Below are 20845 nucleotides of genomic sequence, written 5' to 3'. Positions count from 1 at the left end.
GTCGCAGTGCGGTCGGGAACGCCACAGGGGCGGCACCTCCGTGAAGGAGATACCGCCCCTGTGGGACGTACGCGGAGCTTCGATCGACCCGGCGGACCGGGAACCGATCAGAAGTCCATGTCACCGCCCGGCATGCCGCCCGGAGCGGCCGCGCCGGCCTTCTCGGGCTTGTCGGCGATGACGGCCTCGGTGGTGAGGAAGAGCGCGGCGATGGACGCGGCGTTCTGCAGAGCGGAGCGCGTGACCTTCGCCGGGTCGAGAATGCCCTCGGCGATCATGTCGACGTACTCGCCGGTCGCGGCGTTGAGGCCGTGACCGATCGGCAGGTTGCGGACCTTCTCCACGACGACGCCACCCTCGAGACCACCGTTGACGGCGATCTGCTTGAGCGGGGCCTCCAGCGCGAGCTTCACGGCGTTGGCGCCGGTCGCCTCGTCGCCCGTGAGGTCGAGCTTCTCGAAGACGGCCGAGGCCTGGAGCAGAGCCACGCCACCACCGGCGACGATGCCCTCCTCGACGGCGGCCTTGGCGTTGCGCACCGCGTCCTCGATGCGGTGCTTGCGCTCCTTGAGCTCCACCTCGGTGGCGGCGCCGGCCTTGATGACGGCCACGCCGCCGGCCAGCTTCGCCAGACGCTCCTGGAGCTTCTCGCGGTCGTAGTCCGAGTCGGAGTTCTCGATCTCGGCACGGATCTGGTTGACGCGACCCTGAACCTGGTCGCTGTCACCGGCGCCGTCGACGATCGTGGTCTCGTCCTTGGTGATGACGACCTTGCGGGCACGGCCGAGCAGGTCCAGGCCGGCGTTCTCCAGCTTGAGACCGACCTCCTCGGAGATCACGGTGCCACCGGTGAGGATGGCGATGTCCGCGAGCATGGCCTTGCGGCGGTCGCCGAAGCCCGGAGCCTTGACGGCGACGGACTTGAACGTGCCCTTGATCTTGTTGACGACCAGGGTGGAGAGCGCCTCGCCCTCGACGTCCTCGGCGATGATCAGCAGGGGCTTGCCCGACTGCATGACCTTCTCCAGCAGCGGGATCAGGTCCTTGACGCTGCCGATCTTCGAGTTGACGATCAGGATGTACGGGTCGTCGAGCGACGCCTCCATACGCTCCATGTCGGTCGCGAAGTACGCCGAGATGTAGCCCTTGTCGAAGCGCATACCCTCGGTGAGCTCGAGCTCCAGACCGAAGGTCTGGGACTCCTCGACGGTGATGACGCCTTCCTTGCCGACCTTGTCCATCGCCTCGGCGATCTTGGCGCCGATCTCGGTGTCGGCGGCGGAGATGGAGGCGGTCGAAGCGATCTGCTCCTTGGTCTCCACGTCCTTGGCCTGCTCCAGCAGAGCGGCGGAGACGGCCTCGACGGCCTTCTCGATGCCCCGCTTGAGGGCCATCGGGTTGGCGCCTGCGGCGACGTTGCGCAGACCCTCGCGAACGAGAGCCTGAGCCAGAACGGTGGCGGTGGTCGTACCGTCGCCGGCGACGTCGTCCGTCTTCTTGGCGACCTCCTTGACCAGCTCCGCACCGATCTTCTCGTACGGGTCCTCGAGCTCGATCTCCTTGGCGATGGAAACACCATCGTTGGTGATCGTGGGCGCGCCCCACTTCTTCTCGAGGACGACGTTACGGCCCTTGGGGCCGAGGGTGACCTTGACGGCGTCGGCGAGCTGGTTCATCCCGCGCTCGAGACCGCGCCGTGCCTCCTCGTCGAACGCGATGATCTTGGCCATGTGAAGTGGTCCTCCCGGACAGGGGTGGATTTCTCCGGACCGAGAGGCGCCCGCGACGGACGGCCTGCCTGCGTGGTGGTTCCTTGCCCCACCGCACCTGCGGGCCTCACCGGCCCGGTCCAAGTTTCTGTCACTCTCACCTGGAGAGTGCTAACGCCAATGATTAGCACTCGACCCCTGCGAGTGCAAGCGTCCCCGGTCGGATGTGGACAGCGGCGGCGCCGGACGGGGACGGCGGCGCGCCCCCGGACCGGGCCGCCGGGACGCACGGAGGGCCCGATCCCCTGATCCGGGATCGGGCCCTGCGTGCGTGAGTAGTGTCGTCGGACGACCGCGCCGAGCTCAGCCGACGGCGAGCTTGACCATGTCGGCCTGGGGCCCCTTCTGGCCCTGCGAGATCTCGAATTCAACTCGCTGACCCTCTTCGAGGGTGCGGTACCCGTCCATCTGGATCGCGCTGTAGTGGACGAAAACATCCGCACCACCGTCGACCGCGATGAAGCCGTACCCCTTCTCCGCGTTGAACCACTTGACGGTGCCCTGAGCCATGCCTAACTCCCCTATTACTGGCCCTTGCACGGGACCGCACTTCGCGGACCCGGGTCGGAACTCACCCCCCGACAGGAGAGGGTGTGCGGCGCCGCAGCGCGTCGACCGCGGCCGAATGTATCCGCCCAACTGCCCTCTGCAACAGGTCAATCGGACGAGAATTCCGGGCACAGAAGAACTCGCGAATATGCGGGTTTGCTGAGATTTACGGGCAAGTCGGGCCAGGCAAAGGGCACTTATGCCGCAAGAGGTTCACGCACTTTGGCTGCTTCTTATCGGGGCCGGGCGCATTCTCATATGCGGGCGGCACGGGCAGCGGATGGGGTTTCCCCAACTGTACCGTGCTCAACCATGCAGAATTGCCCCCTCCGCTTCTGTGAGCGGAGGGGGCAACTGTGGTCACACGAGCATGCGGTGGGGGCCGCCGCGGAGCGGCCCGGGGCGATTCAGCAGCCGCCGGCGACCGCGGGGATGATCGAGACGCCCGCGCCGTCCGGCGTGGCCGCGTCCAGGCCGCCCTCGAAGCGCACGTCGTCGTCGTTGACGTACACGTTCACGAAGCGGCGCAGCTTGCCCTGGTCGTCCAGGACGCGGGCCGCGATGCCGGGGTGGTCTTTCTCCAGGGACGCGATGACCTCGGAGAGCTTCGCGCCCTCCGCCGGGACCTCGGCCTGGCCGCCCGTGTACGTACGGAGGATGGTGGGGATGCGGACCTTGACGCTCATGGTGGGTGCCCTTCTCTTCCTTCGGTCTGGGGTGGTCAGGCGGAGCCGAGGCCCGCGGCGCGGAAGGCGTCCAGGCTCGGCTTGATGGTCGCCGTGGCCTGCGAGGTCGCGGAGACCGCGTCGAGCGTCTTCAGGCCGTCACCGGTGTTCACCACGACGGTGGTGAGCGTCGGGTCGATGACGCCGGCCTCGATCAGCTTCTTCGTCACGCCGAGCGTCACGCCGCCCGCCGTCTCGCCGAAGATGCCCTCGGTGCGCGCCAGCAGCTTGATCGCGTCGACGACCTGCTCGTCGGTGACGTCCTCCACCGCGCCGCCGGTGCGGCGGGCGATGTCCAGGACGTACGGGCCGTCCGCCGGGTTGCCGATGGCCAGCGACTTGGCGATGGTCTTCGGCTTCTGGGGCCGTACGACGTCGTGGCCGGCCTTGAAGGCGGCGGAGACCGGGGAGCAGCCCTCGGCCTGGGCGCCGAAGATCTTGTACGGGCGGTCCTCGACGAGGCCGAGCTTGATGAGCTCCTGGAGCCCCTTGTCGATCTTCGTCAGCTGGGAGCCGGACGCGATCGGGATGACGATCTGGTCGGGCAGCCGCCAGCCGAGCTGCTCGCAGATCTCGTACGCCAGCGTCTTGGAGCCCTCGCCGTAGTACGGGCGGAGGTTGACGTTGACGAAGCCCCAGCCCTCGCCGAGCGGGTCGCCGATGAGCTCGGAGCAGAAGCGGTTGACGTCGTCGTAGTTGCCCTCGATGCCGACCAGCTCACCGCCGTACACCGCGGCCATGACGACCTTGCCCTGCTCCAGGTCGTGCGGGATGAACACGCAGGAGCGCAGTCCGGCGCGGGCGGCGGCGGCGCCGACGGCTCCGGCCAGGTTGCCCGTGGAGGAGCAGGAGAGGGTGGTGAAGCCGAAGGCGCGGGCGGCCTCGACGGCGATGGCGACGACGCGGTCCTTGAAGGAGTGCGTCGGGTTGCCGGAGTCGTCCTTCACGTACAGGCCGCCGGTGACGCCCAGCTCACGGGCGAGGTTGTCGGCCTTGACCAGCTTGGTGAAGCCGGGATTGATGTTGGGCTTCTCCGCGACGTCGGCGGGCACCGGCAGCAGCGGGGCGTACCGCCAGATGTTGTCCGGGCCGGCCTCGATGCGCTTGCGCAGCTCCTCCGGGGAGCCGGTGGGCAGGTCGTAGGCCACTTCGAGCGGCCCGAAACAGGACGCACAGGCGAAAAGGGGGCCGAGCTCGAAACGCTCGCCGCACTCGCGGCAGGAAAGCGCCGCAGCGGGACCGAGGTCCACGGGGGCGGTGGTGGCATTACCTGCGACGGTCTGAACAGCCATGATGGCGGAGGCCCTTTCTCCTCATCTTCCTTGCGACGCATTTCGCCACAAGACGGAATTGGCACCTTCCCCACCGTGACCTCGCGGTCGGCAGGAGGGTTGCCGGGACTTCAACGGGCCGTTCCCTCAGTCCCTCTGGATGAGCTCTATGGCACTGGATCTTCGATCCAGGCGTTTATCTGCGGTCCGACCCCGACATGCGACGGCCATACGCGTTGTTCAAGACTGTAACCGAAGCATCGGACCGTTGAGATAGTCGTCCGAACCGCGAGATGGATCACACACCGCTCACACGCAAGGAGTTCCGACCGTGCTCGAAGAGGTGGAACGCTGGCTGACCAGGCGTTCCTGGTCGTCCGGCGACCGCCCGCTGAACCGGCTCACCGACGCCCGGGACGCCGATCCGCACCGTACGTCGGTGAGCGTGGTGCTGCCCGCGCTCAACGAGGAGGCCACGGTCGGGGCGATCGTGGCGACGATCCGCCGCGAGCTGATGGAGAAGGTACGGCTCGTCGACGAGCTCGTGGTGATCGACTCCGGCTCCACCGACGCCACCGCCGCCGTGGCCCGGGCGGCGGGCGCCCGGGTGGTCCACCGGGACGCGATCCTGCCTCGGATCCCGGCTCTCCCCGGCAAGGGCGAGGTGCTGTGGCGGTCGCTCCTGGTGACCAGCGGCGAGATCGTCTGCTTCATCGACGCCGACCTCAAGGACTTCTCGGCGGACTTCGTCTCGGGCACGATCGGGCCACTGCTCACCGACCCGGCCGTCCAGTTCGTCAAGGCGATGTACGACCGTCCGCTCGGCGACAGCGCAGGTCAGGGCGGCCGGGTCACCGAACTGGTGGCACGCCCGCTGCTCAATCTGCACTGGCCGCAGCTGGCCGGATTCGTACAGCCGCTGGGCGGCGAGTACGCGGTGCGGCGGTCCCTGCTGGAGCGGCTGCCGTTCCCGGTCGGTTACGGAGTGGAGCTGGGCCTGCTGGTCGACGCGCTGCACACCGTGGGCCTGGACGCGCTGGGCCAGGTCGACGTCGGCGTACGCAAACACCGCCACCAGGACGGGCAGGCGCTGGGCCGGATGGCGGCGGCGATCTACCGCACGGCGCAGCTGCGGCTCTCCCGGGGCCATCTGGTGCGGCCCGCGCTGACCCAGTTCGAGCGCGGCGAGGACGGCTTCGTGCCCCGCACCCACGCGGTGGACACGGAGGAGCGGCCGCCGATGCGGGAGATCGCGGAGTACGCGGAGCGCCACGCGGCGTGAGAAACGCGAAAGAGCCGGGGCGGGGGCCGCGGTGAAGCTCTGAGGCGTTTGGGGGCTTCCCGAACGGGCTAGGTTCCGCTACATGGTCTCCGAGCACGCACCCTCCCCGACTGCCCAGGTCCTCGTCGCGTCCAACCGCGGCCCGGTCTCGTACACGCTCGGCGAGGACGGGACGCTCGACGCCAAGCGCGGCGGGGGCGGTCTCGTCTCCGGGCTGAGCGCCGTCGACGACAAGCTGTGGGTCTGCGCGGCCCTCGGCGACGGCGACCGCGAGGCGGTCCGGCGCGGGGTCGGCGAAGCGGGCGTACGAATGCTCGACATCGACGCCGGGATCCACGCCGACGCGTACAACGGCATCGCCAACTCGGTGCTGTGGTTCGTCCACCACCTGCTCTACCAGACGCCCGTGGAGCCGGTCTTCGACGCGGAGTTCCGCCGGCAGTGGGCCTCGTACGAGACGTACAACCGGGCCTTCGCCGAGGCGCTCGCCGAGGAGGCGGCCCCCGGGGCGGCGGTCCTCGTGCAGGACTACCACCTGGCCCTGGTCCCCGGGATGCTCCGCGAGCTGCGCCCGGACCTCAGGATCGGCCACTTCTCGCACACCCCGTGGGCGCCCGTGGACTACTTCCGGCTGCTGCCCGACGACATCGCCGAACAGCTGCTGCGCGGCATCCTCGGCGCGGACCGGGCCGCGTTCCTGACCCGGCGCTGGGCGGACGCGTTCATCGGCTGCTGTACGGAGATCCTCGGCGGCACGGGCCGGACCAGGATCGGGGTGCACGGCCTCGGGGCCGACGCGGACTTCCTGCGCCGCCGCTCGCAGGAGCCGGACGTGGAGGAGCGGATGGCGGCGCTGCGGGAGCAGGTGGGCGAGGGCCGGAAGACCATCGTCCGGGTGGACCGCACCGAGCTGTCCAAGAACATCGTGCGCGGCCTGCACGCGTACCGGACCCTGCTGGACGCCCACCCCGAGTGGCGCGAGCGCGTCGTCCACATCGCCTTCGCCTACCCCTCCCGCCAGGACCTCGCCGTCTACCGGGACTACACGGCGGCGGTGCAGACCCTGGCCACGGAGATCAACGGGGCGTACGGCACGGAGAGTTGGACCCCGGTCGTCCTCCACGTCAAGGACGACTTCGCCCGCTCGCTGGCCGCGTACCGGCTGGCGGACGTGGCCCTGGTCAACCCGATCCGCGACGGCATGAACCTGGTCGCCAAGGAGATCCCGGTCGTCTCCGACCACGGCTGCGCGCTGGTGCTGTCGCGGGAGGCGGGGGCGTACGAGGAGCTGGGCGAGGACGCGATCGTGGTGAACCCGTACGACGTGACGGGCACGGCGGAAGCCCTGCACGAGGCGCTGACGATGAGCGGGGACGAGCGCTCCGGCCGCACGAAACGGCTGGCCGAGGCGGCGACCGCGCTGCCGCCGCAGCAGTGGTTCCTGGACCAGCTGGAGGCGCTGCGGCAGGGGTGAGGCGGGGCCGCGACCCGGCTCAGAGCCGCCGGTCTCCTGATCCGGCTCAGAGCCGCTCGGCCAGGGCCGCCAGGAAGTCCACCACGGCGGCCGGGCCCGGCACCGACAGGTCGGCGCGCTCGGCCAGTTCGGGCACCTCGGCGCTGCCGCTGCACACCAGGAGGCCCGGGATGCCGTCCGGGCCCTCGGTCCGCAGCTTCTCCACGGCGGCGAACGCGGCGAGGTCCCCGAGGTCGTCGCCCGCGTAGATCACGGACTCGGCGTCCAGCTCGGCGACGAACGTGGCGAGCGCGACGCCCTTGTCCATGCCGGGCGGGCGCAACTCCAGGACCAGGCGGCCCGGTTCGACGATCAGTCCGTGCTTCGCGGCCAGCTCGCCGAGCGGTCCGCGCAACGTCTCGAAGGCCGCCTGCGGATCCTCGGCGCGCCGGGTGTGGACGGCGACAGCCTGCCCCTTCTCCTCGATCCAGGTGCCGTGCCAGGAGCCGAACTCGTGCAGCACGCCGGGGAGTTCGGCGCGCACCGCGGTGACGCCCGGGTGCGGGGCGGGGGCGTGGACGGTACCGGTCACGGCGTCCCAGCGCTCGGCGCCGTAGTGCCCGAGCACGACGAGGTGCTCCAGGCCCGGGACCCCCGCGAAGCCTCCGTAGCGCACGGCGACGCCCGCCGGCCGGCCGGTGATCACCGCGATGGCGGCGACCTTCGGCGCGAGCGCGGCGAGCGCGGCCACCGTGCCGGGGTGGGCGCGGGCCTGCTCGGGGTCCGGGACGATGTCGGCGAGCGTGCCGTCGAAGTCGAGGGCGACGACCGCGCGGTCGGGCCGGGCGAGAACGGCGTCGAGCCCCTCGCGGCCGGCCGGGGTGGTCGGGGTCGGAAGACGTTCCGGGTGACTGCCCATGGGGCGAGCCTATCGGGTGCGGGCCCTCTGCCGCCGGGTCCGGGCCGGGCCGGGGCTCCGCCCCGCGGCCTGCCTCGCTTGACAGTCATTCCCTCACGACTCCATGATTCCATTAATTGACTAATGGAATCGAGGCGAGGCGCGTGGCAGAAATGAGCACCCCGAACGCGACGTCCGGCAGCTGGGCCCTGGAAGCCCGCGGCCTGGGCAAGCGCTACCGGCGCGGCTGGGCGCTGCGCGACTGTTCCTTCCGGATTCCGGCCGGCCGCATCTGCGGTCTGGTCGGCCCGAACGGGGCCGGCAAGAGCACCCTGCTCGGACTGGCGACCCGGCAGGTGCAGCCGACCACCGGCGAACTGCGGGTCTTCGGCGTCCCCGTCGACGACCCCGCGGTGATGCCCACCTTCGCGTTCCTCGGGCAGGAGAAGCCGCTGTTCAAGCGGTTCACCGTGGCCGAGACCCTGCGCATGGGCGCCGAGCTGAACCCTGGCTGGGACGCGGTGGCGGCGGAGCGGATCGTCCGCTCGGGCAACGTCCCGCTGGACGCCCGGGTGGGCACGCTCTCCGGCGGCCAGCGCACCCGCGTGGCCTTCGCGCTCGCCTTCGGCAAGCGGCCCGACCTGCTGCTCCTGGACGAGCCGATGTCGGACCTCGACCCGCTGGCCCGCGACGAGATGAGCACCCTGCTGATGGCGGAGGCCGTCGAACGCGGCACCACGGTGGTGATGTCCTCGCACATGCTGACCGAGCTGGAGGACATGTGCGACTACCTGCTGGTCGTCGCCGAGGGCCGGATCCGGATGGCCGGTGACGCCGACGCCCTGGTCCCGGCCCACACGCTGGTCACCGGGGTCACCCGGGACGGCGCGCTGCCGCCCGAGCTCGACCGCCACACGGTCGTCGAAACCCGCCTCCAGGGACGGCAGTTCCAGGCGATGATCCGGCCGAAGAGCCCGCTCCCGGCCAACTGGGAAACCGTCGAACCCTCCCTGGAGGAAGTCCTCCTCGCCCATCTCCGCTCCCCGGACGCGCCCTCGCTCTACACGCAGGGCGCCCGCGTCGAGGCCGAAGGGACCCAGGCCGCATGAGCACCACCGTCACCGAGAAGCCCGCCGGATCCGCACCCGAAACCGGTTCCCGCCGACGCCTGTTGCACGGCCTGCCCTGGCTGGTCGTGCGCCAGCACCGCACCGCGCTGGTCTGCATCCTCGGCCTCACCCTGCTGTGCGCGTTCTGGATCGTGTACGAGCGCCACCAGCTGATCCAGCTGCTCGACGCGAAGGGCTGGCCGGAGAAGGACGCCGGGCAGCCGATGGAGAACAACCGCGGCTACGAATACGTCACCACCATCCTCGGCGGCCTCCCCCTGATCCTCGCCGTCTTCATCGGCGCCCCGCTCATCGCGGGCGACCAGGAGAACGGCACCGCGCAGCTCGTCACCACCCAGTCCGTCACCCGCCGCCAGTGGCTGATCGCCAAGCTGGCCCTGGCCTACACCCTCGCGCTGGTCTCCGGCGTGGTGCTCTCGGTCCTGTTCACCTGGTGGTGGGAGCCGTACCGCTCCGTCTTCCTCAGCGACTGGATCGACGGCGCCATCTTCGACAACACCGGGCCCGTCCTGCCCGCGTTCCTGCTCTTCCTCACCGCGGCGGGCGTCACCATCGGCGTCCTGGTCCGCCGGGTGCTCCCGGCGATGGTGGGGGCGTTCCTCTTCACCATCATCACCACCATGTTCATCTGGGACGAAGTACGCGTACGCCTCGGCACCACGCAGATGTTCACGTACCCGATGGACTCCGAACTCCCCGCCCGCTTCGACGACGCGTACGAGGTGGACCGCTGGGTCGGCAGCGCCGACGGAACCCTGTACGGGTGGGGCACCTGCGCCGAGGCGACCGACAAGGCGCAGAACGCGTGCATCAAGGAACACGGCATCGTCAACGACGTCATCGAGTACCTCGACTACAGCCAGATGGCGTCGATGCAGTGGATCGCGGCGGGCATCCTGCTCGCCGGAACGGCCCTGCTCACGGCGTTCACCCTGTGGCGGGTCTCGCGCCGGCCGCTCTAGGTCCGCCCTCTCCCCCTACGTAAAGTGTCGGCAATCGAGCGGAAGGTGAAGTCCGTGGTCGTGTTCCGCATCGACCGGCGCAGTGGAGTGGCGACCTATCTCCAGATCGTCCGGCAGGTCGAGCAGGCGCTGCGCATGGGAGCGCTGGAGGAGGGCGACCGGCTGCCCACCGCGGCCCAGGTCGCCGCGACCACCAAGGTCAACCCGAACACCACCCTCAAGGCCTACCGCGAACTGGAACGCATGGGCCTCGCCGAAGTACGCCAGGGAGCGGGCACGTTCATCACCCGCTCCCTCGCCCAGCCCCAGTCCGGCCCCGGCTCGCCCCTGCGCGCCACCCTCGACGACTGGCTGGACCGGGCCCGCGCCGAAGGCCTCACCGGGCAGGACGTCACGGCCCTGTTCCACGCGGCGTTCGAGAACGCGTACCCGGGCGAGGCCCCGGGCTGACGGTCCGGTGAACCCCTCCGCTCAGGCGCGGTTGTAGCGGTAGCCGCTGCCGTGGGCGGGGCCGACGTCGTGCAGGATGCCGGACCCGGCGACCGTGAAGAACGAGGCGTCGGTGTCACGGCACATACCGCCGGACCGGGCCTTGTCCACCACAGCGGTACCGACGTTGATCCGCTTCCCGCCGTCCGCCACGGACGTCAGCTTCGCCGTGTACTCGCAGTGCCCCGAACCCTGTACGTCGGCGATGAGGGTGACCGCGCTCTGCCCCGGCGACACCCGGCGGACGACCACGGTGTGGGGCTGGAGGACGTCGTACTGGGACGCGATGGACCAGGTCCCCACGAAGTGCTGCGGCACCCGGCCGTCCGGGGCCGGGGGGTCCGGGTCCGGGGCGGGCGGCTTCGCGGCACCCCCGGAGCCGCCGGACCCGGACGAACCGGACCCCGACGAACCGGACCCGGAGGAACCGGCTCCGCCCTGCGCGCCGCCCCCGCCGGATCCACCGGCCCCCTCGTCCCCGGACGATCCACCGCCGGAAGCGGAGCCGTCGGCGTCACCGCCGCCGGCGCCCTGACCGCCGTCAGCCCCTCTGTCGCCGTCCTGGTCCTTCTCCGACCCCTTCTCCTTCTCCTTCTTCCCCTTCTCCTTCTCGCCGTCCTTCGCCCCGCCCTCGTCGTCCTTCTCGTCGCCCTCTTCGGAGGGCGAGGCCGCGGGGCTGGAAGGGGTGCCACCTGCGGCGGGCGGCGCGGCGGAGCCACCGGGGCCGCGCTTGAGGAAGGCCGTGGTGCCACCGGCGGCGAGAACGGCGACGACGACGGCCGCGATGACCCAGGTACGCCGACGGCGGTGGCGGGGCCGGTCTCCGGCCGGCGCGGATGTGAGAGCGGGCGTCGGCTCCGGCGCCGGGTCCGGCTCGTCGCCCTTCACCGGTGCCGGCCGCAGGTCGACCGTGCCGAGATCACGAGCAGCGGAAGGGGCGGCAGACTTCTCTGCCTCCGGTACGTCGTCAGCGGCCTCCGGTACGTCGGTGTCGCCCGGCCCAACTGCAACTTCCGCAACTTCCGCGACCTCCGCAACCTCCGCGACCTCCGCGGCCTCCCCGCCCTCCGGCACCTCGGCGTCGAGCAGCAGCGCCGACTGCTGTGCCAGCCGGGCCAGGAGCACGGGCGGCAGCCAGGCGCCGCGAAGGGCGTCGGAGGACTGCGCGGGCGTCAGGCTCTCCAACAGCGCGTCCACGCCGGGGCGTTCGGAGGCGCTCTTGGTCAGGCAGCGTTCGATCAGCTCACGCAAGGGGGCGTCGGACACCGCGGTGAGGTCCGGCGGGGACTGGACGATCCGGAACATCACGGCGTGCTGGTTGCTCACCCCGGCGCCGAACGGCAACTGCCCGGTGGCCGCGTACATCAGCACACAGCCGAGCGAGAAGACGTCCGCGCCGGGCCCGGTCTCCTCACCGAGGATCTGCTCGGGCGCCATGAAGCCGGGCGAGCCGATGACCATGCCCGTACTGGTCAGCAGGGACTCGACGGAGACCTGGAGCGCGCGGGCGATGCCGAAGTCGATGACGCGGGGCCCGTCGACGGTGAGCAGGACGTTGGACGGCTTCAGGTCGCGGTGGACGATCCCGGCGGCATGGATACCGCGCAGCGCCCTCAACAGCCCCTCGGCCAGGGCGTACACCGAGTCGGCGGGCAGCGGTCCGTGTTCCCGGACCGCCTGTTCCAGGGAGGGGCCCGGCACATAGCCGGTGGCCACCCACGGCTGCCCGGCGTCGGGGTCGGCGTCGAGCACGGGGGCGGTGTAACGGCCGCCGACCCGGCGGGCCGCCTCGATCTCCCGGCGGAAGCGGGCCCGGAACTCCCCGTTCGCGATGTGCTCCTCGTGCACCACCTTCACAGCCACGGTCCGCCCGCCCGCCGAGCGGGCCAGATACACCCGGCCCATCCCGCCCGCACCGAGCCGGCCGAGCAGCGGATAGGGCCCGATCCGAACCGGATCACCGGCCGCGAGCGGCCGTATCCCCTCCATCGCCGTGTACCGCCCGCTGTCCTTGCCCGCGCCCTCGCCCATGCTGACCCGATCCCCCGATGGCCTTGTCCCCTGCGGTCGTTCGCGTCGGCCGGAGCCGTTCGCGTCCGCTCAGGATAGGAGCTCGGCACACCGGCGCATCATGCGGATCATGCAGATCCTCGGCCGCGGGCGCGGCGCTCGCAGACTCCGCGCGCATCGCGCACGGGTCTCTCTCCGGTGGCCGCGCGGGGCGGACGCGAACTACGGTGCCCACCGTGACCATTCGCGTACTCCTCGCCGACGACCAGGAATCCGTACGCATCGGATTCCGGCTCATCCTGGATTCCCAGCCCGACATGGAAGTGATCGGTGAGGCCTCCGACGGTCTGCGGGCCGTCGAACTCGCCGCGCAACTCCGCCCGGACGTCGTGCTCGCCGACATCCGCATGCCGCGCCTGGACGGCCTGGAAGTCACCCGCCGGCTCGCCGGGCCCGACGCCGAGCACCCGATGCGCGTGGTGGTGGTGACGACCTTCGGGCTCGACGAGTACGTCCACACCGCCCTGCGCAACGGTGCCTGCGGCTTCCTGCTGAAGCGCTCGGGGCCGACGCTGCTGGTGGAGGCGGTGCGCGCCGCGATGGCGGGCGACACCCTGATCAGCCCCTCGCTCACCGTCAGCCTGCTGCGACACCACCGGGACGCCGGCCGGCCCAGGGCCGCGCAGTCGCTGGACGCGCTGACGGGCCGGGAGACGGAGATCGCGCGGCTGGTCGCCAAGGGGATGACCAACGCGGAGATCGGGGCCGAGCTGTTCATCTCGGCGGGTACGGCCAAGACGCATGTCGCCAACATCCAGCGCAAGTTGGGTGTACGCAACAGGGTCGGCATCGCCGCCTGGGTGTGGGCCAACGGTCTGGAAAAGTAGTCCGGCCGGCGGCGACCGGCACCGGACCGCCCCGAACCGGGTCCACGTGCGGTCCGCTCATCAAGCTTTTCCGACCGCGGCTCTCAGGGGGCGGGCGCCGGCATCCCCCCGGTCCGCTGGCCAGGGTCACCGGTGCGGAGGCGGGCGCTCACCCCGCATGGGCGACTGCCACCGTCTCGCGGAGTTCCGGGAGAATCCTGCGCAGGGCCTCGCCGACCGGGCCGCCGCGCCCGGCCAGCGCTGCGAGCCGCTGCTGGTACGCCCTGCTGTCCGCCTCGCTGATGACGGTACGCAGGCCGCCCGCCGCGGCCAGCGTGATCAGCGCGGCATCGTGGTCGGGCACCGCGTCGGCGGGCCCCTCGCCGCGCAGCGCCCGTACGGCCCGGTTCCGCAGAAGGTCGCCGGCTCCGGAGGGCGGCGGGTTCACGGTCGTCACGGAGATCAGGCCGCCGATGCGGTGGGTGTCGAGACTCAGGCAGCCCGCCTCCGCGAGCTGTTCCCTCACCGCGGTGAGGGTGGGCTTCACACCCTGGTTGATCCAGCCCTTCCAGGCCAGGGGCCGGGAGCGGGCGATGAGCTCGAGCAGATCGTCGAGCGCCGGCTCTCCCGTCGGCGCGCCCTCGGCCACGGCGGGCCTGCCGTCGGCGTCGGTGAGCAGCCCTCGCAGGGCGAGCTCGGCCAGCGCCCCGGCCCGCACCACATGACCGATGGTGTCGGTACTGGTGAGCTTCTGCTTATCCGTGTTCCACGCCAGCAGATACAGGCCGGCCGGGAGGGAATGCTGGCGCTGCCGCATGAGGGTCCTCCTGGGAATGAACGGGATTGCCCCGTATTTCATGCTCAAGCAAAGGCCGTGGCGCATGGTCGAGTTGCGTGGTCGAGTTGCTCCACAGAAGCGAGCCTAAGCAGCGACAGGGGGCATCACATCCACTGCCCGAACGAGACGACCCCCGCCACTCGGCGGGTCTGCGTACATTGCGTTCACGGTCGGCGAAATGAACAAAGGCCCAGGACAGACGGTGTCTGTCCTGGGCCTTCGCTGAGCCGCCTTCGGCCGGCACACCGATGCGGCGAGACGTCCGAGGAGGGCCGTGGCCGGATTCCCCGAACGTCTCGTCGGCGATCCGAAGAAGAGTGGCTCAGAGCTCAGGAAGCCCTGCGCTTGGGAGCGACCACGCGCACCTTGCGGCCTTCCCGGAGCACCCTCCCCTCAGCGAACGCCTGCATGACGAGTGGCAGATGCTCCCGCTCGACCGCCGCGATGTACGGAGTGACGGACTCGATGGTGTCGTCGACCTCCACCGGTATGGGGATCTGCGCGATGATCGGGCCGTCGGAGAGCGAGTGCGGGTCACGGAGGTGAATGGTCACGCCCAGGCTCTTGACCCCGTAGTCGAGTGCCGGGCCGATCGACTCGTCCAGTTCTCCGAAAGCCGGGAGGATGGTGGGGTAGACGCTGATGACCCGGTCCGGGAAGTGCTTCAGGAACGCCGCGTCGAGGACGTCCGTATAGCCGCCCACCAGGACGAAGTCCGCGCCCGCTTCGAGCACGTCGGCCGCCATCACGGCGTCCCGCTCGGCCAGTGAGCCATAGCTGCTCTGTGGGTACGAGGCCGTGGTGTCGATCCCTGCCTTACGTGCCACGTCCAGGGCCGGGCAATCGCGGTTGGTGGCCACCGCCACCACTTCCCCGTCCACCACCCCGTCGTAGCAAGCGCTGATCGTGTAACGGAGCAAAGTGCCCCGCCCTGAGGTGAGCACAGCGATGCGAAGCATCTGTCTCCTTGGTAGTTGTTCCGGTCCCGGCGGACCAACCGGTGGCCGCCGGTTTCCCGGCCGGGGCCGGGAAGAACGTGGCGCGGGGGCTGCTGACGCTCTCTCACAGAAGGAGGGCGCTCGCCATCGCCGCGCGAGTGGGTAAGCGGGCGTTCGGGCCGGACCGGGCGACCGGCTCCATCGCCGTGACCGCGGCTTCCCAGAGGCGGGTCCGCACGATGCTCCGCCGGGCCGAACGCTCATACGTATGACGCAACAGCCCGTTGGCGAAGGCGCCGAACGATGCGTCGGGGGCGCCGTCCACCGGTGCGGTCAACGCCCGCGCGACACAGGTCGCGCCTTCCAGAGCCAGTGCCGCCCCGGACCCCGACTCGACATCGACCGCGCACAGGGCGTCCCCCACCGGCAGATACCCGACCGGGGCCTGGTCGTCCAGGCATCTCAGGAGCAGCGGCGGGTCGATCCCACTGATGATGGCACCGGCTGGAACGGCGGTCGCCAGCCGGTCTCCGATTCCGGGCAGGAAGCGGAGCGCCCGGGAGAAGCCCTCCGGTGTCGTCAGCCGCTCAAGAACCTGGTCCCCCGCCAGATAGCGGAAGGTGACGGCGAAGGTGTCAGGCCCCTGGGGCAGAACGCGGGCGCTGAACGCCTCCCCCTGGAACTTGATCATCCGGCCGGCGATGGCGGACGGTCCGTCCGCGGGATCCGTCCGGTAGAGACGCGTGGAGTGCGTCACCCCGCAGTCGACCTCATCGACCGTCACAGTGAAGTCCGGGGCGAGCGGGGAGCTCCTGCCCAGGGCGTCCACCACCGTGCTCGCCTCGACCGTCTCACCGGTCAGCCGGACACCGGTGATCCGATCGCCCTCCGTACGCAGGCCGCGCACCCGGTCCCCGTGGCGCACCCGGGCCAGTGGTTCCGCCGCGAGAGCGCGGGCCAGCGCTGCCGTCACCACGGTGCCCGAGCAGGTCAGCGAGAGCCGGTCCCCCTGAACCGCCTTCCCTTCGCGCCCGGCAAGGTCGCCGTACGGGGAGGGCTCCTCCGGAGCTCCGTCCGTGTCGAAGGTCTGGGCGCCCTGGTCCAGCAGATCGGCGTAGACGTCGGGGAGGCGTTCCATGAGCCGCCGCCGGAAGAAGCCCGAGTAGACGTACGGCTGCCCTGCGCGGGGACCGCCGCTGTGCGGGCCGGCGGCCTCACCCGGGCTCCCCGCCGCTTCCAGCACCTGGCAGGGGACACCGCCGCGGGCCAGCAGCAGGGCGGTCGCAAGGCCGGCCGGTCCCGCTCCGGCCACCACGACCTGGGTACCCCCGACGTCACCCACGGGCACGTGACCACCCTCGGGGAGTCGGCGTCGGGCCCAACAGGCCCAGCCTGGCAGCCCTGGCCCCTGCCTCGAAGCGATTCTCCACGCCGAGCTCCCGCATGATCTCCGCGATCACACGGGTCAGCGTCCGCCGAGAGATCCCGAGACGGCGTGCCATCGCCTCGTCCTTGACACCGCACGCCAGCAGCCGCAGTACGGCCCGGTGCCGGGCCTCGAAGGGCCCGGCACGATCGTCCGACGCCGGACCGGGCACGGGCAGGGCACTCTCCCAGCAGATCTCGAAGAGACCGGTCAGGCCGTGGCTGAAGGCGGCGTCCCGCAGAACCAGCGCCTCCGGCCGCTCGGCGGTCACCAGGACCGCGGTGGTCCGGTCGAACACAGCGAGCCGGAGTGACGTGGTCTCCCCCACACGCACGCGCGCGCCCTCGTCCCGCAGCCGGGACAGGCCGCGGAGCCGGGCCGGGTGGCCCGGCGGCACGGGGTCGCCCACCATCGTGATCCGCACGCCCCGCCGCAGACTCTGACGCAGCCGGCCGGGGGCCAGGTTCACCCCGGCCTCGTCCGGCCCCGGGCCCAGACGCAGGGCGAGGAGCTCCTGTTCGCTTCCGGCCAGCAGGCCGTCCAGCAGTTCCTCGACCTCCTGCCGGCCCTGGACCCCTTCGGCCGGACCGGGACCGTGTGTCCGGTCGGCCACGGATACCAGGGCGCGGCGGGACAGCTTCGCCAGTCTTTCCCGCACCTCGTACAGACGGTCCGCGGCCCGCCCGGCCTCCGCGGCGCTCTCCTCCAGGGTGCGGCGCACAGTCTCCTGTGGGCTTTCGTCCACGCCGACGGGACTGTCCACGACCAGCCCGAGCAGGTCGCGTACCGAACGTGGGGACGACTCCTCCGGCTCCTTCAGGGAGTCGGAGGAGGCGACGCTGCGCAGCGCGCTCCCCCGCCCCACCCCGTTCCGGCCGCCGCTCACATCTGGCATCCCGCCCCCTCTCCCGGGCTCGCGATGTCGCCGGCCATGGACAGCGCGGCGATCTCTTCGACTTCTTCCATACAGTCGCCGCACCCGGACCCGGCGCCGGTCGCCTCGCCGACCGCCACCGGGTCTCCCGGCCAGCGCAGGGCGGCCTGGATCAGCTCGCTCTCGGGGACCCGGGCGCACAGGCAGATCAGAGGGTCGGGCACGGTGCCGCCGTACGGAAGCGCGCTGCCTACCGGCATGTGGTCACCGCCGGCCCGCGGGGACGAGTTGCGGAGCCGTCGTGGTGAGCCCGAAGGCCCGGTGTGCGGTGCCACCGGCGAGCATCCGGACTTCTGGCTCCGTGAGGCCCTGCCCGAGAGCATTGGCCATCTGGCGGGCCAGTGGCTGCGAACCGGCCGCGACGATGCCCGCGTTCTGGTACCAGAGGCCGTTGTCCTCCGTGCGGTGCAGGTCCTGGCCGCCCAGCCGGGCCGAGTCACAGCGGTCGGTCATCATCATCGAGTGGGGAATGCCCATGAGCTGTACGGCGCGGGTGGCGATAGCGAGGTCGACGTGCTCGCCGTCGAAGTTGATGCAGGCGGCGACGCGGCCCCGAGCCGCCTCGCGCATGATGGTGGCGGGGACGGGCCCGACGATCGTGTCCAGCGCGTCGAGGCTCCACCCCGGCAGGTCGTACGAGGCGATGACGCGGTCACGCTCGCGGCGGGCCGCGGTGCTGCGGAAGGCGTGCCGGATGGTGAGCGGCATGTCGTTGAAGAGATGGTCGGTGACCACTCGGGCGCCGCTGCCGCCGAACTCGGACTGCCAAGCGATCTCCACCATCTCCGCAGCCAGCTCCGCGCCGGCCCTCGGGTCCTGCCGCGTGAAGTGGCCGAGTGCGGGGCGCACTCCGTGGGCGAGCAGTTCGGGCAGAATCCAGTCGAAGCCCGCCTCACGGGCCTCTGGAGCATCGTGGAGCGTGGACCCCTGCCGGAAGGCGTCGGGGGACATCACCGTGTACTTCAGGCCGAGCTCTCCGAGCGCCGCGAGCCGGGACCACTCGCCCCGGGTCGGGGCCCACACCGTCTGAGCGGGGGTGCCGCCGTGGCTGGCCAGCAGGGGGCCCTCCAGAGCGATGCCCGGTATGTGAGGGAGAAGCCCGTCCTTGCGCATGGCGTCGTACCTGCGGACGAACTCCTCGAACTCACTGAGCTTGTCGCGCCGCAGGTACATCGTGGGCAGGGCCTGGACGGCCTCGCTCGCGCACCAGTCGTCCAGACGGGCCAGGTCGACCTTGCGGAAGTCGGAGAAGTCCACGTCACCGAAGCCGTGGCAGTGAACCTCCACCGGAGGGACGTCAGTGGTGTGCTCGTTCATGGAATTGGTCTCCTCAGGGAATTCGTTGCGAAGTCCGGAAGTGGTTGATGCGTGCGGGAGGTTCACACGGCCTCCAGGGCCGCGCCCGACCAGGTGACACAGGAGAGTCCGGCCTCGGTCGTCCGTGTCTCGACGTATCCGGCGTTGGCGATCCACCGGCGGTGCCCGTACGACGCGGGAAGGTTCGCGCAGAGATTCGGCAGCGCGATCTGCAGGACGGTGCTGTGGCTGACGACGACGACAGTTCGCTCATGGCGGGCCTCGATCTCGGCGGTCACTTCGCGGATGCGCTGCACCGCGGCGGTGCCGCTCTCTCCCCGGGGCCCCAGCGGGAGGTCGAGGGCGGACCTCAGGTGCCAGCTCTCTATCGCGCCGTCGAACTCGGCGAAGGCTTCCCGTACGGCTCGCCCGTGCCGAGGAACTGGACGACCTCTGCTGGGACTTGGCCCTGACCTCCGTCACCCTCTTCGAAGCCGGTAGCTACTACGACGACTGGCTGGAGACCGCGACCCTGGCACTCGACGCCACGGAGCAGACGGGCAACCGCCGAGGCCAGGGAGCCATGCACTACACCATCGGCACCCTGCACATGCTGCAGAAGCGCCTGCTCGAAGCGGAGGACCGCTTCGATCGCGCCCGAGAGCTGTTCGAGGCGGTCGGCGAACGGCACGGGCAACTGCTCGTCCTGCGCAATGTCGCCTTCGTCGACCGGGTGCGCGGCGACCGGGATCGCGCCGCCGCCCGATATCGCATCGCGGCGGACGGACTGCGCGAGGTCGGCGACAAGATCGGCGAGGCACACGTCCTGTCCAACCTCGCCCGGACAGCGATGGAGAACGGCCGGAACGACGAGGCGCAACACCTGCTCGACAGGGCACGGAGTCTGTGCAAGGAGACCGGGTGCAGGCGAGTGGAGGCCCAGGTGCTCTACCGACTCGGTGAACTCCATCTGGAGCACGGCGACACCGGCGAGGCAGGCCTGGCGTTCCGGGAGACCCTGCGGATCGTTCAGGCCAACCGCGACCAGGTCGGTGAGGCCCACGCCCTCTTCGGGCTCGGACGGGTATCGCGGGCCGACGGCCGGATCGGGGCCGCCCGCACCGACTTCACCAAGGCACTGTCGGTGGCACGGCTGGCCCATGACGGCTTCATGGAGGCACAGGCGCTCCACGCGCTGGCCGACTGCGCACGGGAGCAGGACCGCTTCGCGGAGGCGCAGCGCCATCTCCGTTCAGCACTCGGCCTGTTCGAGGAGATCGGGGCGCTGCACTGGCAGCGGCGCACCGGGGAGGCGCTCGACGCGGTGGCGGAGGCCGCCCGTGAGACGGCCGCCACTGAACCAGCCACAGCCCAACCCTCCCTCTTCGGGGGACGCCCCGAGGCTGCCAACGCTCCGGTCAGCCCCAGTGCGTATCACTCGGCTTCGGGGCACCCGCATCCCGGCCGTCCGCGCTGACCATGTACGCGGCCTGAGGCGCCGCAGGCACGGCAGCCGCGGCGAACGCGGCCGCGGAGACGATGAGCACGGCAGCGCAGGCGGACCGGATTCGGCGAAGAATGATCGTACGCATGTGAGCTCCCGCTCTCTCTGCTGGTGATACGGCCTGGCCGGATCACCGCCCGTCGTGGTGTGAGCACACTCAACAGCGGCCCGCCTTTGGATCGCTATCGCTCCGGAGCCCGGCCGCCATCACCGCCGGAAGGCCACCGATAGCGCATCCATAACGGCATGGACGACGGTGTGACGCAGCCGGTGGGCACGGCTGTGCCACACCGGCCACGCTCCCGGGCAACGCCTCCCGCACCCGCGCCGAAGGGATCAACATGTCCAGCCCCTCCGCCGTGCTCCGCCCCGCGGATACGGCACCTCCCCTCTCCGGAGCCGGCGATGTCGACCGGCCGCCGCCCTCCGCCTCTCCCCCGCAGGCGACGCTGCTGCTGCGCAGACTTCCCGCTCTGTACGAGGAGAGCGCCCAGGCACTGGTGGC

General features: G+C 70.9%; 19 protein-coding genes, 1 pseudogene and 1 riboswitch. Of the genes and pseudogenes, 7 read left to right on the top strand and 13 right to left on the bottom strand.

Annotated features, from left to right (window positions below; translation table 11 throughout):
- Positions 1-107: 107 nt before the first annotated feature.
- The 4 genes from groL to thrC form a co-directional block, all read right to left on the bottom strand.
- Entirely contained in the window at positions 108-1730 is a 1623-nt protein-coding gene (groL, locus tag ACIQPT_RS02300; RefSeq protein WP_003967345.1) for a chaperonin GroEL, read from the bottom strand.
- Between the two features lie 342 nt (positions 1731-2072).
- A complete protein-coding gene (locus tag ACIQPT_RS02295; protein ID WP_003967346.1) occupies positions 2073-2279 on the bottom strand; it encodes a cold-shock protein in 207 nt (68 codons plus the stop codon).
- 446 nt (positions 2280-2725) lie between these two features.
- Positions 2726-3004, bottom strand: a complete 279-nt coding sequence (locus ACIQPT_RS02290; RefSeq protein WP_401151705.1) for a MoaD/ThiS family protein — start codon at positions 3002-3004, stop codon at positions 2726-2728.
- Positions 3005-3039: 35 nt separating this feature from the next.
- Positions 3040-4335, bottom strand: coding sequence for a threonine synthase (thrC, locus tag ACIQPT_RS02285; protein ID WP_401151702.1), 1296 nt, complete (start codon positions 4333-4335; stop codon positions 3040-3042).
- An 18-nt stretch (positions 4336-4353) separates the two neighbouring features.
- Positions 4354-4481: riboswitch (SAM riboswitch) on the bottom strand.
- Between the two features lie 164 nt (positions 4482-4645).
- On the opposite strand from thrC, the gene ACIQPT_RS02280 reads away from it, so the two are divergent.
- Positions 4646-5596: a glucosyl-3-phosphoglycerate synthase gene (locus ACIQPT_RS02280; protein ID WP_401151699.1), complete on the top strand. Its 951-nt coding sequence runs from the start codon at positions 4646-4648 to the stop codon at positions 5594-5596.
- An 82-nt stretch (positions 5597-5678) separates the two neighbouring features.
- Positions 5679-7070 carry a trehalose-6-phosphate synthase gene (locus tag ACIQPT_RS02275; RefSeq protein ID WP_401151697.1) on the top strand — a complete coding sequence of 464 codons (1392 nt, stop codon included), beginning with the start codon at positions 5679-5681 and terminating at the stop codon, positions 7068-7070.
- 46 nt (positions 7071-7116) lie between these two features.
- Here the strand turns inward: ACIQPT_RS02275 and otsB are convergent, their stop codons facing one another.
- Positions 7117-7968, bottom strand: a complete 852-nt coding sequence (otsB, locus tag ACIQPT_RS02270) for a trehalose-phosphatase (RefSeq protein ID WP_401151694.1) — start codon at positions 7966-7968, stop codon at positions 7117-7119.
- Positions 7969-8111: 143 nt separating this feature from the next.
- Here otsB and ACIQPT_RS02265 point away from each other — a divergent pair, with 143 nt between their 5' ends.
- The 3 genes from ACIQPT_RS02265 to ACIQPT_RS02255 are packed head-to-tail and all read left to right on the top strand — an operon-like array spanning position 8112 to position 10489.
- Positions 8112-9056 (top strand): ABC transporter ATP-binding protein, encoded by a 945-nt coding sequence (locus ACIQPT_RS02265; protein ID WP_401151692.1) that lies wholly within the window; start codon positions 8112-8114, stop codon positions 9054-9056.
- Positions 9053-10039, top strand: a complete 987-nt coding sequence (locus tag ACIQPT_RS02260) for an ABC transporter permease (RefSeq protein WP_401151689.1) — start codon at positions 9053-9055, stop codon at positions 10037-10039. Before ACIQPT_RS02265 ends, ACIQPT_RS02260 begins: the two co-directional genes overlap by 4 nt.
- 45 nt (positions 10040-10084) lie before the next feature.
- On the top strand, positions 10085-10489 hold the full coding sequence (locus tag ACIQPT_RS02255) for a GntR family transcriptional regulator (protein ID WP_401152540.1): 405 nt from the start codon (positions 10085-10087) through the stop codon (positions 10487-10489).
- A 21-nt stretch (positions 10490-10510) separates the two neighbouring features.
- Here ACIQPT_RS02255 and ACIQPT_RS02250 read toward each other — a convergent pair whose 3' ends face one another.
- Positions 10511-12559 (bottom strand): serine/threonine-protein kinase, encoded by a 2049-nt coding sequence (locus ACIQPT_RS02250; RefSeq protein WP_401151687.1) that lies wholly within the window; start codon positions 12557-12559, stop codon positions 10511-10513.
- A 215-nt stretch (positions 12560-12774) separates the two neighbouring features.
- On the opposite strand from ACIQPT_RS02250, the gene ACIQPT_RS02245 reads away from it, so the two are divergent.
- The gene (locus ACIQPT_RS02245) at positions 12775-13425 is read left to right on the top strand and encodes a response regulator (RefSeq protein ID WP_401151684.1); all 651 of its coding nucleotides are present in this window, start codon (positions 12775-12777) and stop codon (positions 13423-13425) included.
- Positions 13426-13573: 148 nt separating this feature from the next.
- Here ACIQPT_RS02245 and ACIQPT_RS02240 read toward each other — a convergent pair whose 3' ends face one another.
- The 7 genes and pseudogenes from ACIQPT_RS02240 to ACIQPT_RS02210 form a co-directional block, all read right to left on the bottom strand.
- On the bottom strand, positions 13574-14221 hold the full coding sequence (locus ACIQPT_RS02240) for a GPP34 family phosphoprotein (RefSeq protein WP_401151681.1): 648 nt from the start codon (positions 14219-14221) through the stop codon (positions 13574-13576).
- Positions 14222-14571: 350 nt separating this feature from the next.
- Positions 14572-15201 (bottom strand): phosphoribosylglycinamide formyltransferase, encoded by a 630-nt coding sequence (locus ACIQPT_RS02235; protein ID WP_401151679.1) that lies wholly within the window; start codon positions 15199-15201, stop codon positions 14572-14574.
- A 103-nt stretch (positions 15202-15304) separates the two neighbouring features.
- A complete protein-coding gene (locus tag ACIQPT_RS02230) occupies positions 15305-16522 on the bottom strand; it encodes an FAD-dependent monooxygenase (RefSeq protein WP_401151676.1) in 1218 nt (405 codons plus the stop codon).
- Entirely contained in the window at positions 16515-17501 is a 987-nt protein-coding gene (locus ACIQPT_RS02225) for a LuxR C-terminal-related transcriptional regulator (protein ID WP_401151674.1), read from the bottom strand. Before ACIQPT_RS02225 ends, ACIQPT_RS02230 begins: the two co-directional genes overlap by 8 nt.
- Complete coding sequence (locus ACIQPT_RS02220; RefSeq protein WP_401151671.1) at positions 17489-17740, bottom strand: (2Fe-2S)-binding protein; 252 nt, start codon at positions 17738-17740, stop codon at positions 17489-17491. The genes ACIQPT_RS02225 and ACIQPT_RS02220 overlap by 13 nt, the downstream gene beginning before the upstream one ends.
- Before the next feature lie 4 nt (positions 17741-17744).
- Positions 17745-18857: a hypothetical protein gene (locus ACIQPT_RS02215; protein WP_401151670.1), complete on the bottom strand. Its 1113-nt coding sequence runs from the start codon at positions 18855-18857 to the stop codon at positions 17745-17747.
- Between the two features lie 62 nt (positions 18858-18919).
- Positions 18920-19255, bottom strand: a pseudogene (locus tag ACIQPT_RS02210) (histidine phosphatase family protein); the annotation flags it as partial.
- A 44-nt stretch (positions 19256-19299) separates the two neighbouring features.
- On the opposite strand from ACIQPT_RS02210, the gene ACIQPT_RS02205 reads away from it, so the two are divergent.
- Positions 19300-20313, top strand: a complete 1014-nt coding sequence (locus ACIQPT_RS02205) for a tetratricopeptide repeat protein (RefSeq protein ID WP_401151668.1) — start codon at positions 19300-19302, stop codon at positions 20311-20313.
- Positions 20314-20845 lie beyond the last annotated feature (532 nt).

Origin of the sequence: Streptomyces sp. NPDC091289, assembly GCF_044757365.1 — a bacterium.
Taxonomy (GTDB): domain Bacteria; phylum Actinomycetota; class Actinomycetes; order Streptomycetales; family Streptomycetaceae; genus Streptomyces.
Note: the sequence above shows the minus strand (reverse complement) of the source record. Positions and strands in the feature narration are given on the sequence as shown.

Excerpts from the sequence above, each read along its gene's own strand:
- groL (WP_003967345.1), bottom strand. The coding sequence starts at position 1,730 with ATGGCCAAGATCATCGCGTTCGACGAGGAGGCACGGCGCGGTCTCGAG.
- ACIQPT_RS02295 (WP_003967346.1), bottom strand. The coding sequence starts at position 2,279 with ATGGCTCAGGGCACCGTCAAGTGGTTCAACGCGGAGAAGGGGTACGGC.
- ACIQPT_RS02290 (WP_401151705.1), bottom strand. The coding sequence starts at position 3,004 with ATGAGCGTCAAGGTCCGCATCCCCACCATCCTCCGTACGTACACGGGC.
- thrC (WP_401151702.1), bottom strand. The coding sequence starts at position 4,335 with ATGGCTGTTCAGACCGTCGCAGGTAATGCCACCACCGCCCCCGTGGAC.
- ACIQPT_RS02275 (WP_401151697.1), top strand. The coding sequence starts at position 5,679 with ATGGTCTCCGAGCACGCACCCTCCCCGACTGCCCAGGTCCTCGTCGCG.
- otsB (WP_401151694.1), bottom strand. The coding sequence starts at position 7,968 with ATGGGCAGTCACCCGGAACGTCTTCCGACCCCGACCACCCCGGCCGGC.
- ACIQPT_RS02260 (WP_401151689.1), top strand. The coding sequence starts at position 9,053 with ATGAGCACCACCGTCACCGAGAAGCCCGCCGGATCCGCACCCGAAACC.
- ACIQPT_RS02250 (WP_401151687.1), bottom strand. The coding sequence starts at position 12,559 with ATGGGCGAGGGCGCGGGCAAGGACAGCGGGCGGTACACGGCGATGGAG.
- ACIQPT_RS02240 (WP_401151681.1), bottom strand. The coding sequence starts at position 14,221 with ATGCGGCAGCGCCAGCATTCCCTCCCGGCCGGCCTGTATCTGCTGGCG.
- ACIQPT_RS02235 (WP_401151679.1), bottom strand. The coding sequence starts at position 15,201 with ATGCTTCGCATCGCTGTGCTCACCTCAGGGCGGGGCACTTTGCTCCGT.
- ACIQPT_RS02225 (WP_401151674.1), bottom strand. The coding sequence starts at position 17,501 with ATGCCAGATGTGAGCGGCGGCCGGAACGGGGTGGGGCGGGGGAGCGCG.
- ACIQPT_RS02220 (WP_401151671.1), bottom strand. The coding sequence starts at position 17,740 with ATGCCGGTAGGCAGCGCGCTTCCGTACGGCGGCACCGTGCCCGACCCT.
- ACIQPT_RS02215 (WP_401151670.1), bottom strand. The coding sequence starts at position 18,857 with ATGAACGAGCACACCACTGACGTCCCTCCGGTGGAGGTTCACTGCCAC.